The sequence below is a fragment of the Erythrobacter insulae genome, assembly GCF_007004095.1.
In the GTDB taxonomy this organism is placed as follows: Bacteria; Pseudomonadota; Alphaproteobacteria; order Sphingomonadales; family Sphingomonadaceae; genus Erythrobacter; species Erythrobacter insulae.
In genome coordinates, this window is record NZ_VHJK01000001.1 from 1,170,683 (window position 1) to 1,186,161 (window position 15,479).

General features: G+C 58.6%; 13 protein-coding genes and 1 pseudogene. 9 read left to right on the forward strand and 5 right to left on the reverse strand.

The genetic code is table 11. The features are described 5' to 3' along the window. Positions 1-176: 176 nt before the first annotated feature. From FGU71_RS05605 to FGU71_RS05625, 5 genes are all read left to right on the forward strand, one after another. On the forward strand, positions 177-1,877 hold the full coding sequence (locus FGU71_RS05605) for a M23 family metallopeptidase (protein WP_234035660.1): 1,701 nt from the start codon (positions 177-179) through the stop codon (positions 1,875-1,877). A 71-nt stretch (positions 1,878-1,948) separates the two neighbouring features. After that, positions 1,949-2,944 (forward strand): porphobilinogen synthase, encoded by a 996-nt coding sequence (gene hemB, locus FGU71_RS05610; RefSeq protein ID WP_142787645.1) that lies wholly within the window; start codon positions 1,949-1,951, stop codon positions 2,942-2,944. Then, positions 2,937-3,494 carry a GNAT family N-acetyltransferase gene (locus FGU71_RS05615; protein ID WP_142787646.1) on the forward strand — a complete coding sequence of 186 codons (558 nt, stop codon included), beginning with the start codon at positions 2,937-2,939 and terminating at the stop codon, positions 3,492-3,494. The genes hemB and FGU71_RS05615 overlap by 8 nt, the downstream gene beginning before the upstream one ends. Further along, the gene (locus tag FGU71_RS05620; RefSeq protein ID WP_234035661.1) at positions 3,481-4,059 is read left to right on the forward strand and encodes a GNAT family N-acetyltransferase; all 579 of its coding nucleotides are present in this window, start codon (positions 3,481-3,483) and stop codon (positions 4,057-4,059) included. The genes FGU71_RS05615 and FGU71_RS05620 overlap by 14 nt, the downstream gene beginning before the upstream one ends. Further along, the gene (locus tag FGU71_RS05625) at positions 4,056-4,640 is read left to right on the forward strand and encodes a gamma carbonic anhydrase family protein (RefSeq protein WP_142787648.1); all 585 of its coding nucleotides are present in this window, start codon (positions 4,056-4,058) and stop codon (positions 4,638-4,640) included. Before FGU71_RS05620 ends, FGU71_RS05625 begins: the two co-directional genes overlap by 4 nt. 181 nt (positions 4,641-4,821) lie before the next feature. On the opposite strand, the gene FGU71_RS05630 is transcribed toward FGU71_RS05625, so the two are convergent. Both FGU71_RS05630 and FGU71_RS05635 read right to left on the reverse strand, forming a co-directional pair. Next, positions 4,822-5,334: a DUF1993 domain-containing protein gene (locus FGU71_RS05630; protein ID WP_142787649.1), complete on the reverse strand. Its 513-nt coding sequence runs from the start codon at positions 5,332-5,334 to the stop codon at positions 4,822-4,824. Positions 5,335-5,382: 48 nt separating this feature from the next. Next, a complete protein-coding gene (locus tag FGU71_RS05635) occupies positions 5,383-7,008 on the reverse strand; it encodes a cisplatin damage response ATP-dependent DNA ligase (protein WP_142787650.1) in 1,626 nt (541 codons plus the stop codon). 116 nt (positions 7,009-7,124) lie between these two features. On the opposite strand from FGU71_RS05635, the gene FGU71_RS05640 reads away from it, so the two are divergent. Then, positions 7,125-7,424, forward strand: a complete 300-nt coding sequence (locus tag FGU71_RS05640; RefSeq protein WP_142787651.1) for a hypothetical protein — start codon at positions 7,125-7,127, stop codon at positions 7,422-7,424. A 55-nt stretch (positions 7,425-7,479) separates the two neighbouring features. Here the strand turns inward: FGU71_RS05640 and FGU71_RS05645 are convergent, their stop codons facing one another. The 3 genes from FGU71_RS05645 to FGU71_RS05655 form a co-directional block, all read right to left on the reverse strand. After that, positions 7,480-8,511, reverse strand: coding sequence for a ligase-associated DNA damage response exonuclease (locus FGU71_RS05645; RefSeq protein ID WP_142787652.1), 1,032 nt, complete (start codon positions 8,509-8,511; stop codon positions 7,480-7,482). Positions 8,512-8,578: 67 nt separating this feature from the next. Then, positions 8,579-10,975: an ATP-dependent Clp protease ATP-binding subunit ClpA gene (clpA, locus tag FGU71_RS05650; protein WP_142787653.1), complete on the reverse strand. Its 2,397-nt coding sequence runs from the start codon at positions 10,973-10,975 to the stop codon at positions 8,579-8,581. A 127-nt stretch (positions 10,976-11,102) separates the two neighbouring features. Beyond that, on the reverse strand, positions 11,103-11,306 hold the full coding sequence (locus FGU71_RS05655) for a DUF1192 domain-containing protein (protein WP_142787654.1): 204 nt from the start codon (positions 11,304-11,306) through the stop codon (positions 11,103-11,105). Positions 11,307-11,407: 101 nt separating this feature from the next. Here FGU71_RS05655 and FGU71_RS05660 point away from each other — a divergent pair, with 101 nt between their 5' ends. The 3 genes and pseudogenes from FGU71_RS05660 to FGU71_RS05670 all read left to right on the forward strand — a co-directional run bounded on the left by FGU71_RS05660 (position 11,408) and on the right by FGU71_RS05670 (position 15,354). After that, positions 11,408-12,433 carry an NAD(P)H-quinone oxidoreductase gene (locus tag FGU71_RS05660; RefSeq protein ID WP_234035662.1) on the forward strand — a complete coding sequence of 342 codons (1,026 nt, stop codon included), beginning with the start codon at positions 11,408-11,410 and terminating at the stop codon, positions 12,431-12,433. 229 nt (positions 12,434-12,662) lie between these two features. Next, positions 12,663-13,382, forward strand: a pseudogene (locus tag FGU71_RS05665) (cell cycle transcriptional regulator TrcR); the annotation flags it as partial. 307 nt (positions 13,383-13,689) lie between these two features. Then, positions 13,690-15,354: a long-chain-fatty-acid--CoA ligase gene (locus tag FGU71_RS05670; protein ID WP_142787656.1), complete on the forward strand. Its 1,665-nt coding sequence runs from the start codon at positions 13,690-13,692 to the stop codon at positions 15,352-15,354. The last annotated feature ends 125 nt before the right edge of the window (positions 15,355-15,479 follow it).

Consider the following 15,479-nt stretch of genomic DNA (forward strand, 5'->3'; position numbering starts at 1 on the left):
AAGGCCGCAATGGGGACTTTGATGCCTCTACCCGGCTATACGTGAAACCCCGTGGTTCGGTCTGCCGCACCGCAGACTCGATTGGTCGCTGGTTAACCACACATTTACTTTGTTTCACCAAGGTTTTCGGCCAGTAGACGTAAACCGAAGGCGCAAGGTGCCGTTAGGATATCGGGTTGGATCACATACGCGACATTTCTGAAGGCACTGCCGGACAGCACGATGATCTGTCCGAAGGGGCCAATGACGCGTCTGGCGGACCAAAACCGGATCTGGACACGTCCCACAGATTGGGTCTCGATCTCGAAAAAGCCGCCGCTGATATTCACGAGCCTGACAGTCCGGTATCGTCACGCCCTGTTTCACGGGCGGAACGCTATTCCGAATGGAAGCATTCGGCTGCGCGATGGATTGACGGGATCGACCTGACGCCAGATTTGGCTCAGAACATCGGGAGCCGCCGCTGGTTTCGCGGTTTGGGTACGATGATCGGGCTTGGCGCAGTCGCGCTGGCATTCTGGCCCAGCATGGCCCCGCTTGAGGCGCGCACTGCGATGCCTCAAGACGACAATGTTCGCGATGAATTCCGCAGCCAGATGATCATGCCGCTGGCGCTTGGCGCAGATAGCGGCCGCCGGATGGGTCCGACTGCCAAAGTCATTCCGCTCGCCAGCGCGCCGGAACGCCCGCAAATCTCTATGCTGGCAACGCTCGCTCCGGGTGACAGTTTTGCCTCCATGCTCCGCCGCGCCGGCGTTTCAAGCGGAGATATCGGTCAGGTCAGCGCGCTTGTCGGTCAGGCGATGCCGCTTGCCGAGATTGAGCCGGGCACCCAGATCGATATCGTTTTGGGCCGCCGGGCTGAAGAAGGGGTGCCGCGTCCGCTCGATACATTGAAATTCCGCGCTCGCTTTGATCTCGAACTCGAAGTCGCGCGGCAGGGTGTTGCCGAGGGTGCGTCAACAGGCGGCATGTTGGCGTTGCAGAAAAACGTGATTCGCGTTGACGATACCCCGCTGCGGGTGCGCGGCTTTGTCGGCGCGAGCCTGTATCGCTCGATGCGCGCAGCCGGTGTCCCGGCCAGCGCGGTGCAGGATTATATCAAGGCGCTTGATAACCAGATCAATATGGACCGCGAGGTCGCATCCACTGACGAATTTGACATTGTCATCGCCTATCGCCGCGCGGCAACAGGCGAACGGCAAGCTGGAAAATTGCTGTACGCTGGTCTTGAGCGGGATAGAAAACCCAGAACGCAATTGATGCGCTGGGGCGACGAGGGCCGTTTTTTTGAAGCATCGGGGGTGGGCGAACAGCGTAACGGGCTGGTCGCGCCGGTGCCCGGTCAGATTTCCTCGCGTTTTGGAATGCGCCGCCACCCGATCCTCGGATATCGGCGGATGCATTCGGGCATGGATTTCCGCGCTCGTCGCGGTACGCCGATTGTGGCCGTAACAGATGGGACCGTCTCTTCCGCAGGGCGCGCTGGCGGCTGCGGCATTGCGGTCAAACTCAAACATGGCGGCAATCTCTCGACGCGGTATTGCCATATGAGCCGGATGTCGGTGCAGCGCGGACAACAGGTGCGCCGCGGTCAGGTAATCGGTTATGTCGGTTCCACCGGCCTCTCCACCGGACCGCATTTGCATTACGAGATGTATCGCGGAGGCAAAGCCATCAATCCTGCGAGCGTCAAATTCGTCACCCGCGCGCAGCTTTCAGGCGCCGAGCTGGCCGATTTCCGCAGGCAGCTAAGCAAGCTTAAAGAGGTTGAAGTCGGTGCGGCGCTGCAAGACCTTACGCCGCTCAACAACGAGGCTGAAGAGCCCTTGCGCGAGATTGAAAAGATCGATTTGGCCGCGCGAACTGCCGAATAATCCGCTCCTGCCGCATTTTTACAATGTGATGTGATTGCAGCGCCCCGGCAAATGCGGCTACACCGCTGCGCATGACGGGAAAATATCCAAACACGCGCATGCGCCGCACGCGCGCCACGACATGGAGCCGCGCGCTTCACCGTGAAAACCTTTTAACACCGACGGACCTGATCTGGCCGCTCTTCGTGACCGAAGGCAGCGGGGTTGAAGATCCAGTCGCGAGTTTGCCCGGCGTATCGCGCTGGTCCGTTGACGGGATCGTCGCCCGCGCAAAAGAGGCGGTCGATCTGGGCATCCCGGTCATCGCGCTGTTTCCCAATACGCCGCCGGAAAAGCGCAGCGACAAAGGCGAGGAAGCACACAATCCCGACAATCTGATGTGCCGCGCGATCAAAGCGATCAAAGATGCCTGCGGAGAGGAAATCGGGGTCCTGACCGATGTTGCGCTGGATCCCTACACCAGCCACGGGCAAGACGGTTTGCTGAATGATGCGGGCTATGTTCTGAACGATGACACAGTAGCGGCTCTGGTGGATCAGGCGATCAACCAAGCGGAAGCGGGCGCAGATATTATCGCCCCGTCCGATATGATGGATGGCCGGATCCACGCGATCCGCATGGCTTTGGAAATGGGCCGTCATCCCAATGTCCAGATCATGAGCTACGCGGCCAAATATGCCAGCGCGTTTTATGGCCCGTTTCGCGATGCGGTGGGATCGGGCGATCTGCTGAAGGGTGACAAGAAAACCTATCAGATGGATCCTGCCAATTCCGATGAGGCGCTGCGCGAAGTCGAGCTGGACATCGCCGAGGGCGCGGACAGCGTGATGGTCAAGCCGGGTCTTGCCTATCTCGATATCATTTACCGCGTGAAACAGCAGTTCGGCGTTCCCGTGTTTGCCTATCAGGTGAGCGGCGAATACGCGATGATCGAAGCGGCCGAGGCGGCTGGAATTGGCGATCGTAACGCATTGCTCATGGAAAAATTGATCGCCTTCAAACGCGCGGGCTGTTCTGGCGTATTGACCTATCATGCACCGGTCGCCGCGCGCCTTCTTAATGGCTGACTTTCGCCTTGAGACGCAGCGTTTAATCCTGCGTGATTGGCGCGCGGATGATTGGCCCGGGTTCTGGCAATCGACCAACACCCCTGCGGTGATGCGCTGGCTTGGCGGAGTTCTTGATCAACCGAAAATGGCTGCGGCGCGCGCCCGGCTGGAAAGTTATCGCACGGATCATGGCCACACGTTCTGGGCGATAGAGCGCAAGCAGGATGGTGCGATTCTGGGCTTTTGCGGCCTCAAACGGTCCAATCAGGCGGGCGGGCCCATCGGAATGATGGAGGTCGGCTGGCGCCTGCGCGAGGATGCGTGGGGCCATGGCTACGCCAAGGAAGCCGCCGCTCAATCGCTTGCCGCCGCGTTTGATCGCTTTGGCGCAGACGAAGTGATCGCCATGACAGTGGAGGGCAATGCGCCGAGCTGGGGCCTGATGAAACGGCTCGGTATGCGCCGCCGCGCAGATCTCGACTTTGAAAATTCCGATTTTGACCCGGAAACCGGAGTGATCATCGTCTATTCGATCGACCGCGCCGCATGGGAGAGTGGCCTTGGGTGATCTGGTGCTGGAAACAGACCGGCTGGTCCTGCGCCAGATCGATGAAAGCGATGCCGCTTTGCATGACCGGGCGCTCAACACGCCAGCGGTGATGGGTCATCTGGGCGGAGTGATTGAATTGCATGAGATCGAAGCAAAGCACGCCAAAAGCATGGCGAGTTTCGCGCGCGAAGGTTTTGGCTTTATGATGATGATCGAGAAAGCCGGCGGCGAATTTTGCGGCGGCGATCTGGTCGGGCATTGCGGGATCAAACGGGTGGATAATCGCCACGCGCCCAATCCCGGCGATCACGAGATTGGCTGGATTATCCGCGAAGATCGCTGGCGGCGCGGATATGCTTTTGAAGCCATGACTGCTGTTATCGAATGGGGTTTCACCTCGCTTGATGCGCCGCGGCTCGTGGCTTTGACCAGCCGTGCCAACACAGGCAGCTGGATGTTGATGAAAAAGCTCGGGATGACCCGGCGTGAGGATCTGGATTTCAGCGATCCATCCATGCCAGCCCGCGACAACCCAACCATTCAATATGCGCTCGAAAAAGAGCAGTGGGAGAACCAGAAATGACCACAACCGATCCGCGTTTTCCGGGGGCCAACATCATCCCCATTCACGGCAAATCGCCCAAAATCCATGACACCGCCTTTATCGCGCCGGGATCAACCATCATCGGCGACGTCGAAATCGGAGCGGGCAGCTCAATCTGGTACAATTGCGTGGTGCGCGCGGACGTGTTTACCATCCGCATTGGCGAACGCAGCAATGTTCAGGATGGCAGCGTGCTGCATTGCGATCCGCCGCGCCCCGGCGATGAAGAGGGCTCACCCCTTATCATCGGAGACGATGTTCTGATCGGACATATGGCGATGGTGCACGGTTGCATCATCCATGATCGCGGCTTTGTGGGTCTGGGCGCGATTGCGATGAACAAATCGGTGATCGGATCGGATGCGATGCTTGCGGCGGGCGCGATGCTGACCGAGCGGAAGGTGATGGGGCCGCGCGAATTGTGGGCCGGTCGGCCCGCGAAAAAGCTGAAAGAGCTGGGCGAGGGCGCGATCATGGGCATGAAAGTGGGCACCGCGCATTATGCCGAAAATGCCAAACACCACACCGAGGCCGTGCGCGCGGCGATGGGTGATGCGTAGGATACACATGACACATTCTCCAACATGTCATGCGGTGCCTACATAGCCAACCGCCTGTAATATATGCCAAACGGGTTTGTAGGGCACAGGTGACACTTACCCAACTTTGTGCCAGTCCAACGATGTCAAAGAACATTGCCGGACTGGCACGAAAGCATGACTGTAGGAAAGCGTGTTCGCCCTATCCGGGCATTTTGGAAATATGCTTCATCATGTGCGGCATGAAATCGATTTTCCCAATCTCGAGCCCTTCCATGCGCAAAATCGCATAGGCGGTCGTGAGGTGGAAATAGAAATTCGTTAGCGACCAATCCTGCACATATTGCTCTGCCGTCAGTGTGAACTGCATCCCGTTGGGCAGATCAACCACCAGTGTTTCGTCGGCCGGGACCAGCTCCGATGGCTCGATACTATCCAGCAGCGCTTTCATCTCTTCGACAACGGCCTGCGCGCCTGCGATGGTTGTTTCACTATCGTCGCGCGAGGTGAATTCGCGCTTGGTCAGGCGGGGCAGCGCCTCCCCCGGAAGATTGGTGACAAAGCGGATTTGCGTCGCAAGCGGATGCATGTCCGGGGCGAGCTTTGAATCGAGCAGCGCGTCCCCCTTTGGATGCGCGGCCGCCTTTGCCAGCAAGCCGGACATCGTATCAAGGCGGGCACGGTATACGGCGATGGATTGATCGTAGAGTGTCATGTGGTTCTCCCTTTGACGGGAGATACGCACTCGGCAATCACTTGCAACCTAATCCCTGATAAGCGCGCGCAGCGTTTCGATCCGGTCTGCCTCATGCACCGGCTTATCCCAGCGGATGCGGTGGATGCGAGGGAACCGCATGGCAAGCCCGCTTTTGTGGCGTTTGGACGTGTGAACGCTGTCAAAGGCAACTTCGAACACCAATGTCCGCTCCACTTCACGCACCGGGCCGAACCGGTTCAAGGTGGTTTGGCGCACCAGTTTATCGAGCTTTTTCAGCTCCGCATCGGTAAAACCCGAATAGGCTTTGCCCACCGGCAGCAATTCCGCGCCGCCATCCTCTATGCGGGCATCGGGGTCCCCGTTCCAGCAGCCGAAAGTATAGTCGGAATAGAAGCTGGATCGTTTCCCGCTGCCGCGCTGGGCATACATCAGCACGCAATCAATCAATAGCGGATCGCGTTTCCATTTGTACCAATAGCCGACCTTTCGGCCAGCGATATACGGGCTATCGCGGCGTTTCAGCATCAGGCCTTCGATGGCGTCATCGCGGGCGCCTTCGCGGATTTCGGCAAGGTGATCAAAGTTGCGCGCCGCAACTATTTGGGAAATGTCGAAATGGCTTTCCGGCAGGCGCGGCATAAGCGTTTCGAGGGCGGCACGGCGGCCGGCCCATGGCTGTTGCCGCACATCTGTACCTTCGATGATCAACGCATCATACAGCCTTACGAAGGCGGGTGCCTCGGTGAGCATTTTCTTGGAGACGGTCTTGCGCCCCAACCTTTGCTGAAGCGCGTTGAAACTGGCGGCGCCTCCGCTCTCGCCGCCCTGCGCATTGCCACGCACCAGCAATTCCCCGTCGAGCACCGCATCCACAGGCAGCACGTCCAGCAATTCGGGAAAGGTCGCAGAGATATCATCGCCGCTGCGTGAATAGAGCCGCGTTTCGGCGTCACCCGCCTCATTGGTGACCCGGACCAGCTGCACACGGATGCCGTCCCATTTCCATTCTGCCGCATATTCCGCCAGATCAAGCCTAGTTTCATCCAGCGGGTGCGCCAGCATGAAAGGGCGAAACCGGGGGCGGTTTGAAACGTCCGGCGGGTCCTCGCCATTGGCGGCCCACGCGAACAATTCGGGATAAGGCGCCTCTAGCGCGTGCCAATATTCCTCAACCTCTTCGACAGCCACATCAAAAGCCTGTGCAAAAGCGGTCTTGGCAAGGCGCGCTGACACCCCGATGCGCATCCCGCCGGTCGCCAGTTTGATCAAGGCAAACCGCCCATTGGCATCAAGCAGATCGAGCAGCCGGGGCAATTCCTTGGGGGCGGTGCTGCGGTTTAGCCCGGCGAGCTGTTCCACCACTTCGGCCACGCTTGGCACACTGGCCGCCCGCGCATCAGGTTCGGGCCAGAGCAGGCTCGCGGTTTCTGCGGTGTCGCCGACGAAATCGCGGCTCAGTGTCCAAAGGACCGGATCGACCCGGTCTTTCATCAGATTGCGGATGGTTGAGGATTTCACCGCCGGAAAATCAAGCTCTCCGGTTAAAGCCGCGAGTGCCCATCCGCGATCTGGATCCGGCGTCTCGCGCAGATATTCCGCAATCAGCGCAAGTTTCCGGTTGCGGCTGGTGGTGTAGACCAGCGTATCGAGAAGAGTTGCGAACGCAATCATAGCGTGCCACCGCGCATCGGTGGCGCCCGGTTTGCAACGGGTGCTTCATGATGCAGACAGATCGCAGTGGTAATGCCGCATTTTCGCAAGACAGCCCCATCAAAGGAATATGCCCGATGAAAGCCCCAATAATTGCCATCGCTCTCGCTGTTGGCCTTACCGCAAGCCCGGCCATGATCACCGCCGCTTATGCGCAGGAAAAAGCCGCATCGTTCTCGACCGATACGCCGATTGAGCAATTGGTCGCCGATGAACGCGCGAAAGCGGTGCTGGACAAACATATCCCTAATATCGATCAGCACCCTGCCTATGGTCAGTTCAAGACGATGAGCCTGAAAGCAGTCCAACCGTGGTCGGCGGGCGCGATTACCGCTGAAATGCTTGAGAAGATTCAAGCCGACCTTATCGCGCTTTAACGACGGGGCGTTTGGTGCGTGGGCGGCGCCGGGATCGGTGCGGGGGACGGGGTGTCTAATCATCCTCATCCTCGCGCCCGACCAACGCCAACGCGCGCGCTTTCCTCTGACCCAGTTCGCACCATCGCAGCAGCGCCTGTTCGCGCCCATGGGTGATCCACGTCTCTTGCGGGTTTACGTCTTCGATAGTCTGGGTCAGCTCATTCCAGTCGGCATGGTCTGAGATTATCAGCGGCAATTCGACGCCGCGTTGGCGCGCCCGTCCGCGCACCCGCATCCATCCGCTGGCCATGGCTGTGATCGGATCGGGCAGACGGCGCGACCAGCGATCACTCAGCGCCGATGGCGGGGCGATAATGATATGGCCGCGCATCTCGTCTTTATCAGTACCGGCAACAAGGCGCAGTTCACCCAGATCGACCCCGTATTCTTCATACAGACGGCACATTTTTTCCATTGCCCCGTGCAGATAGATCGGCTGGCTATGACCGGCTTCGCGCAGCTCGGCGATAACACGCTGCGCTTTGCCCAGCGCATAAGAGCCCACCAGCACACTGCCATCGGGGTTTTGGGCAAGCGCGCCTGTCAGCTTGGCCATTTCCTCCGCAATCGGCGGGTGGGTGAAAACCGGCAGGCCGAAAGTCGCTTCGGTGATAAAGATATCGCACGGGGTTACCTGAAACGGCGCACAGGTGGGATCGGCGCGGCGTTTGTAATCGCCGGTGATAATCACCCGCTCGCCTGCATGTTCGAGCAGGATCTGCGCAGAGCCAAGCACATGCCCTGCGGGGATATAGGTTGCATCAACCCCGCCTTTCAGCCGGATCGTCTCGCCATATTGGCACGGCACCGCTTTGGATGGAATCTCGCCAGAGGCGTCCTGTGCGCCGGTGCGATAGCGTAGCTCCATGATCGCCAGCGTTTCAGGCGTAGCAATCGTTTCGCCATGCCCGCCGCGCGCGTGATCGGCATGGCCGTGAGTGACCAGCGCGCGGTCCACGGCCCGGCCAGGATCGACCCAGACATCGGCAGGGACGATATGCACGCCCCACGGTTCGGGGCGGATCCAGGAAAATGGAGCGGTCATACTGTTTCAACGAAAAGGGCGCGGAGAGGTTTCCCTTTCCGCGCCCCTGATCTGTGTTTGAACCCGATCAGCTTTCTTTATCGCTGCCCGATTCTTCGGGTTTGGCGTCGGCATCCTTGGCAGGCGGCGCTTTTTTCGCGGCTGGCTTTTTCTTTGCCGGCGCTTTGCGCTTTGGTTTTGCCTTGGGCGGAGCCGGTGCGAGTTCGAAGCTCGGCTTACCGTCTTTGACCGTCACATGCACTTCGCCGCCATCGGCCAGTTTGCCGAACAGCAATTCTTCGGCGAGTGGCTGTTTGATCTTGTCTTGAATCAAACGGCCCATCGGACGCGCGCCATAGAGTTTGTCATACCCTTTATCAGCGAGCCAACTGCGGGCATCGCTGTCAAACTGGATGTGGACGTTTTGTTCGGCCAGCTGCAGTTCGAGTTCGAGGATGAATTTGTCGACCACGCGGGCAACGGTGCTTTTGCCGAGATAGGCAAACGGCACAATCGCATCGAGACGGTTACGGAATTCCGGCGTGAACATCTTTTTGACCGCTTCGGAGCCCGCATCTTCTTTCGATACATCGCCAAAGCCGATGCCTTGCGTCGCCATCACGGATGCGCCGGCATTGGTGGTCATGATCAGCACGACATTACGGAAATCGACCGTTTTGCCGTGGTGATCGGTCAGGCGGCCATTATCCATCACCTGAAGCAGGATGTTGAACAGATCAGGGTGCGCTTTCTCGATTTCATCGAGCAGCAATACGCAATGCGGGTTCTGATCGACGGCATCTGTTAAAAGCCCGCCCTGATCATATCCGACATAGCCCGGAGGCGCACCGATCAGGCGCGAAACGCTGTGGCGCTCCATATATTCGGACATGTCGAACCGCTTGAGCTCAATCCCCATGATCGAGGCGAGCTGGCGCGCGACTTCGGTTTTACCGACACCGGTCGGGCCGCTGAACAGGAACGAGCCAATCGGCTTGTCGGGATCACGCAATCCGGCGCGCGACAGCTTCATCGCGGTGGCAAGGCGGGTAATCGCCTCGTCCTGACCAAACACGACATGTTTCAGATCGCGATCAAGGTTTTGCAGCGCCTGCTTGTCATCTTTGCTGACCGATTTCGGCGGGATACGCGCCATCGTCGCAATGACTTGCTCGATCTCTTTGGCCGTGATCTTTTTCTTACGGCGGCTGGGCGGGACCAGCATTTGCATCGCGCCCACTTCATCGATCACGTCGATCGCTTTATCAGGCAGTTTTCGATCATTGATATAGCGCGCGGACAGCTCGACAGCGGTTTTCAGCGCATCGGGCGTGTATTTCACACCATGGTGATCTTCAAATGCGGTGCGCAGACCTTTGAGGATTTTGATCGTGTCCTCGATTGTCGGCTCGTTCACGTCGATTTTTTGGAACCGGCGCAGCAGCGCACGGTCTTTTTCAAAGTGATTGCGGAATTCTTTGTACGTGGTTGAACCAATGCAGCGGATTGTGCCGCCGCTTAGCGCGGGTTTCAGCAGGTTTGAGGCATCCATTGCCCCGCCGCTTGTTGCGCCTGCGCCGATCACGGTGTGAATCTCGTCAATAAACAGCACCGCGTGCGGCATCGCTTCAAGCTCGGTCACGACCTGTTTCAGCCGCTCTTCGAAATCACCGCGATACCGCGTGCCCGCGAGCAATGCGCCCATATCGAGCGAATAGATCACCGCCTCGTTCAACACTTCGGGAACGTCGCCTTCGATGATCTTACGCGCGAGGCCTTCTGCGATGGCGGTTTTACCAACGCCGGGATCGCCCACATACAGCGGGTTGTTTTTCGACCGGCGGCACAGAATCTGGACCGTCCGGTCCACTTCGGGGCCGCGTCCGATCAACGGATCGACTTTGCCGGCCTCTGCTTTCGCGTTGAGGTTGACGGTAAACTGGTCGAGCGCGGTTTCTTTCTTGTTGCCGCCCTCTTTCGCGGCTTCGGCAGGTTCTGCGGCATTCTCTTCTGTGCCGGTTGGCTTGTTGCTTTCGACCTGACGCCCGCCTTTGCCGATACCGTGGCTGATGTAACTGACCGCATCGAGCCGGCTCATATCCTGTTGTTGCAGGAAATAGACCGCGTAGCTGTCACGTTCGGAGAACAACGCCACCAGCACATTTGCGCCCGTTACAGTGTCCTTACCCGAAGACTGCACATGCAGAATCGCGCGCTGGATCACTCGCTGGAACCCGGCGGTCGGCTGAGGATCGGCGTCGTCTTCGGTTTTAAGTGATTGATATTCCTGATCAAGATACTGCTTAACCACATCACCGAGTTCCGCGAGGTCAACGCCGCAAGCGGCCATGACCTGTGCGCCATCCTCATCATCAATCAGCGCGAGCAACAAATGCTCCAGCGTCGCATATTCATGGTGACGCTCCGATGCATTGCTCAGCGCGTTGTGGAGGGTGCGTTCTAGGTTTTGTGCAAAACTTGGCATCAAGGGGTCTCTGTCGGAGTGCGTGAAAGGCTGCGGAAATCGGAGCCTACAGGAAGGTACGGTAAACTATATGGTGTGGGCGCAGAGGATTGCGAATCTGTTTCCACATGACTGGTAATTTCGCGCATCATGATGCTTTCCCGCCAAACAGGGCATCGGCAGCGGCCTTATGCGCGGCGGCTTTATTGCTGTGCGCCTCCACTCGGGCGATTTCTGTTTTAAGCAGCGCAACACGCTCGTCCAATTCGTGCTGCGAATAGGGGGCGAGATCCTCGCCAGCGAGTTTACTCGCGGCGTCGCCTTTCGGGCGCGGAAGGTCTCCGTCATCCATATTTCTGTAACATCCAATCCTACCGGCTTGCTGTCAATGCACATGGTGGTTATTCGTCGTATTGCATTGCACAATTTTTGCGATCAAGCGGGGCATTTTTCATGACTAACACGCAGCTGTCGGCTTTGCCGGAGACTATGACTGCAATCGGGTTTGAAGCGCCGGGCGGGCCCGAAGTGCTGATACCGGAGCAGGTTTCGCTGCCTGAACCCGGCGATCACGATGTGCTTATCCGTGTGGCGTTTGCCGGTGTGAACCGCCCCGATTGTATTCAGCGCGCTGGACATTATCCCGCCCCTCCCGGTGCATCGCCCATTATCGGGCTTGAAGTCGCCGGAGAAATCGTCGCCATTGGCAAAGACGTTCCCGATGAAATGATCGGACAGACGGTGGCCGCGCTCACGCCGGGCGGGGGCTATTCCGAATATTGCACCGCGCCATGGAACCACTGTCTCCCAGTTCCTCAGGGGATGGACCTGAAATCGGCGGCGGCGCTGCCCGAAACGCTGTTTACGGTGTGGCACAATGTCTTTGAACGCGGGATGGCGCGCGACGGCGAACGGTTGTTGATCCATGGCGGGACCAGCGGCATCGGGACCATGGCGATCATGCTGGCCAAAGCATTCGACATGGAAGTGATCGTAACCTGCGGCGACGAGGCGAAATGCGAAGCGGCGCGTAAAGTTGGCGCGGATCTGGCGATTAATTACCGCGAAACCGATTTTGTCGAAGCGGTAAAAAGCCACACCGGAGGCGCAGGGGTAAACATTGTGCTCGATATGGTTTCGGGCGATTATGTCCCGCGCAATCTGCAATGTCTCGCCGAAGACGGGCGGCATGTGACGATTGCGGTGCTGGGCGGAGCGAAAGCCGAATTGTTCATGCCGATGGTCATGATGCGGCGTCTGACGTTGACCGGATCAACGCTGCGCCCGCGCTCGGACGATTTCAAAGCCGCCTTGGCCGATGAAATTGCGATCAACGCATGGCCGCTGTTCGCGTCGGGCGAATTGGCGCCGGTGATGGACCAAACTTTCCCTCTTGCCGAAGCCGCTGCCGCCCATGCGCGGATGGAAGCGGGCGAGCATATCGGCAAGATCGTGCTCGAGGTTGCGGGCGAGGGCTGAGAGTTCGACACACCCTGGTCCATAGAGGGGTAGCTGTCCGAATCGCGCGGCTTTGAGCCGGATCGAAGGCCGGGCGCAGATAGCGCCGCGGCTTCTCGTGTTGCGGCAATTTCCGGATAGAATGGCGGTGCGCCCGCTTTCGCTTGCCGAATGGCAGCCTTTGCCCTATCTAATAGCCCACAGCGGCCGCTCCGAAAGGGGCGGCCCTTCTATTTTTACGGAGATAATCATGGCCCAGGCCAATACTCAGCCTACTCCGCTGATGCCGCACGCAACCGCCACATGGCTGGTTGATCACACCGGCTTGTCATTTGAACAGATCGCCGAATTTTGCGGTCTGCACATTCTTGAAGTTCAAGCGATGGCAGATGACCTTGCGGGCAGCAAATATACAGGCCGCGATCCGGTGCACGCAGGCGAATTGACGCTGGCAGAGATCGAATTGGGTCAGGCGGACGAGAATTACTCGCTCAAAATGCACAAAGCCCCGGTCGAAGTGACCCGGACCAAAGGCCCGCGCTACACACCCGTGTCCAAGCGTCAGGACAAGCCCGATGGTATCGCGTGGCTGTTGCGGAACCATCCTGAAATCTCGGATGCGCAGATCGGCAAACTGATCGGCACCACGCGCAACACGATCGGAGCGATTCGTGAGCGTTCGCACTGGAACATCCAGAATATCCAACCCAAGGATCCGGTCACGTTGGGCCTGTGTTCGCAGCGCGAGCTTGATGCTGTCGTGGCCAAAGCGGCCAAACGCGCCGGCATCACCGAGGAAGCTGCACCTGTCGAGACCGCTGGCGATGCCCGCAGCGACAAGGACAAGCTGATCGACGAGCTGCGCGCTGAACGCGATGCCAATGTCAAAGCAGCAGCTCAGGCTGCTCAAGAGGCCGAAGCCGAAGCATGGCTGGCGGCGAAACGCGAAGCTGAAGAAAGCGGCGCGGATCTGATTGATCCCGAAAGCGGCTTTGTGTCTTCGAATAAAGAAGCCGCGCCAGAGCCTGCTTCAGAGCCTGCATCAGAGCCTGAGCCGGAAACGCCCGCAGAAACGCCTTCCGAAGATGTGGCGGAAGACGTTGGCGAAGATGGCGGCGAAGACGGCGGCGAAGACGGCGAAACGCCAGCGTAAATCCGCGCTAACGGGCGCATGATGGATTTATGCGCCCGAACAGCCTGATTTAAGGCTACAATTTCGGCATCGTGCGGAGCGGTTTTGCTTGTGCAAGATCGCGCCTTGCGCCAATGTTACTGACATGTATGTCAATAAAGCCTCGTATCACCATCCGACCCCGTGGGACGCTCAATTTGAGCTTATGAGCCTTCCCGAAATGCTGCGGCGGACGGTGGCACATAATCCCGCTGCGCCGTTTCTGCACTTTCTCGGCCGGACCTATTCCTATGGCGAGATATATGACGAGGCGCAGCGCTTTGCCGCGGGCCTTGCCGATATGGGTATCGCAAAAGGCGACCGTGTCGGCCTGTTCCTGCCCAATGTCCCGATCTATGCCTCTGCCTATTACGGCGCGATGATGGCGGGCGCGGTGGTTGTCAATTTCTCGCCGCTCTATTCTGTCGAAGAACTGGCATGGCAGGTCGGCGATAGCGGTACGCGCGCTTTGGTAACGCTGGACGTGCCAGAACTGTATCGGACCGCGTCCGAGGTTCTGGCTACGTCCGATCTGGAAACGCTGATTGTCGGGCGATTGTCCGATATGCTGCCATGGATCAAAGGCGCGGCGCTTAAACTGTTGAAGCGCAGCCAGATTGCAAAGGTAGATTACCGCCCGTCTGTGCGCGCCTGGAAAGCGTGCACCCCGGCCAAGCCTGCGCCGGACATTGCGATTGATCCGGCAGAGGATTTGGCGCTGCTGCAATATACCGGCGGTACCACCGGTCGGCCCAAAGGCGCGATGTTGGGCCATAGCCAGCTGGTCATGAATGCGCAGCAGGTCGCCGCTATCAATCCGTTCGGCAATCCGCGCGAAGAGGTGTTCATGGGCGCGCTGCCGTTTTTCCATGTGTTTGCCAACACCGCCCTGCTGAACCACGCGGTCGCCAGCGGCGGCTCGATTGCGATGGTGCCGCGTTTCGAAGCCAAACAGGTGCTGCAAACGATCGAGAAATACGGCGCAACCGGCTTTCCCGGCGTCCCCACCATGTTTCAGGCGCTGCTCGATCATCCCGATCTGGCCAAGACGGATATGTCGACGCTGAAAGTGTGCATTTCCGGCGGCGCACCGATGCCTGCGCCGGTTCATACCAAATTCGAAGATGTTACCGGCGTAAGGGTGGTTGAGGGATACGGTCTCACCGAAAGTTCAGGCGTGGTGTCTGTTAATCCCTATGAGGGAACCCGAAAAAAAGGCACCATCGGGCAATTGGTGGCCGGGACCGAGATTATCCTGCTGGATAAAGAGGACCCGTCAAAGCTCGCCCCCGAAGGCGAACCGGGCGAATTGGCCATTCACGGCCCCCAGGTGATGCGCGGATACTGGAACAAGCCCGAAACCGCAGCCGAGGTGTTTGCCGAGCGGGATGGCAAAACCTACTTGCGCACCGGCGATGTCGCGACAATGGATGAAGATGGCTTCCTCGAAATCGTTGACCGTATCAAAGACATGATCTCGGTCGGCGGGTTCAAGGTTTTCCCGAGCGTTGTCGAAGATGTTATCCTTGAACACGAAGCGGTGAAAGAGGCGCTGGTTATCGGGGTGCCTGACGATTATCTGGGCGAATTGCCACGCGTGTTTGTCACGTTGGAAGCGGGCACCGATATCGGCGCGGATGCGCTGCGCGGCTGGCTAAACGAGCGGGTTGGCAAGCATGAGAGGGTCGATAAAGTCGTGATCCGCGAAGAATTGCCCAAAACCATCATCGGCAAACTGGATCGCAAAGCGTTACGCGCCGAGGTTCTTTAAAAACAGCCGCCGCGCCAGATCAGGCCGGAACCCCCAACAACCCCCAAACAAAAACGCCGCGCTCTTTTTCAAGAGCTGCGGCGTTTTGTGCTTCCCATCGGTCAGCGGTGACCCTGACTGGTCTA

Bases quoted from the DNA above. Each gene is read 5' to 3' on its own strand.
- hemB (WP_142787645.1), top strand. From the start codon at position 1,949: ATGACGGGAAAATATCCAAACACGCGCATGCGCCGCACGCGCGCCACG.
- FGU71_RS05615 (WP_142787646.1), top strand. From the start codon at position 2,937: ATGGCTGACTTTCGCCTTGAGACGCAGCGTTTAATCCTGCGTGATTGG.
- FGU71_RS05625 (WP_142787648.1), top strand. From the start codon at position 4,056: ATGACCACAACCGATCCGCGTTTTCCGGGGGCCAACATCATCCCCATT.
- FGU71_RS05630 (WP_142787649.1), bottom strand. From the start codon at position 5,334: ATGACACTCTACGATCAATCCATCGCCGTATACCGTGCCCGCCTTGAT.
- FGU71_RS05635 (WP_142787650.1), bottom strand. From the start codon at position 7,008: ATGATTGCGTTCGCAACTCTTCTCGATACGCTGGTCTACACCACCAGC.
- FGU71_RS05640 (WP_142787651.1), top strand. From the start codon at position 7,125: ATGAAAGCCCCAATAATTGCCATCGCTCTCGCTGTTGGCCTTACCGCA.
- FGU71_RS05645 (WP_142787652.1), bottom strand. From the start codon at position 8,511: ATGACCGCTCCATTTTCCTGGATCCGCCCCGAACCGTGGGGCGTGCAT.
- clpA (WP_142787653.1), bottom strand. From the start codon at position 10,975: ATGCCAAGTTTTGCACAAAACCTAGAACGCACCCTCCACAACGCGCTG.
- FGU71_RS05655 (WP_142787654.1), bottom strand. From the start codon at position 11,306: ATGGATGACGGAGACCTTCCGCGCCCGAAAGGCGACGCCGCGAGTAAA.
- FGU71_RS05660 (WP_234035662.1), top strand. From the start codon at position 11,408: ATGACTAACACGCAGCTGTCGGCTTTGCCGGAGACTATGACTGCAATC.
- FGU71_RS05670 (WP_142787656.1), top strand. From the start codon at position 13,690: ATGTATGTCAATAAAGCCTCGTATCACCATCCGACCCCGTGGGACGCT.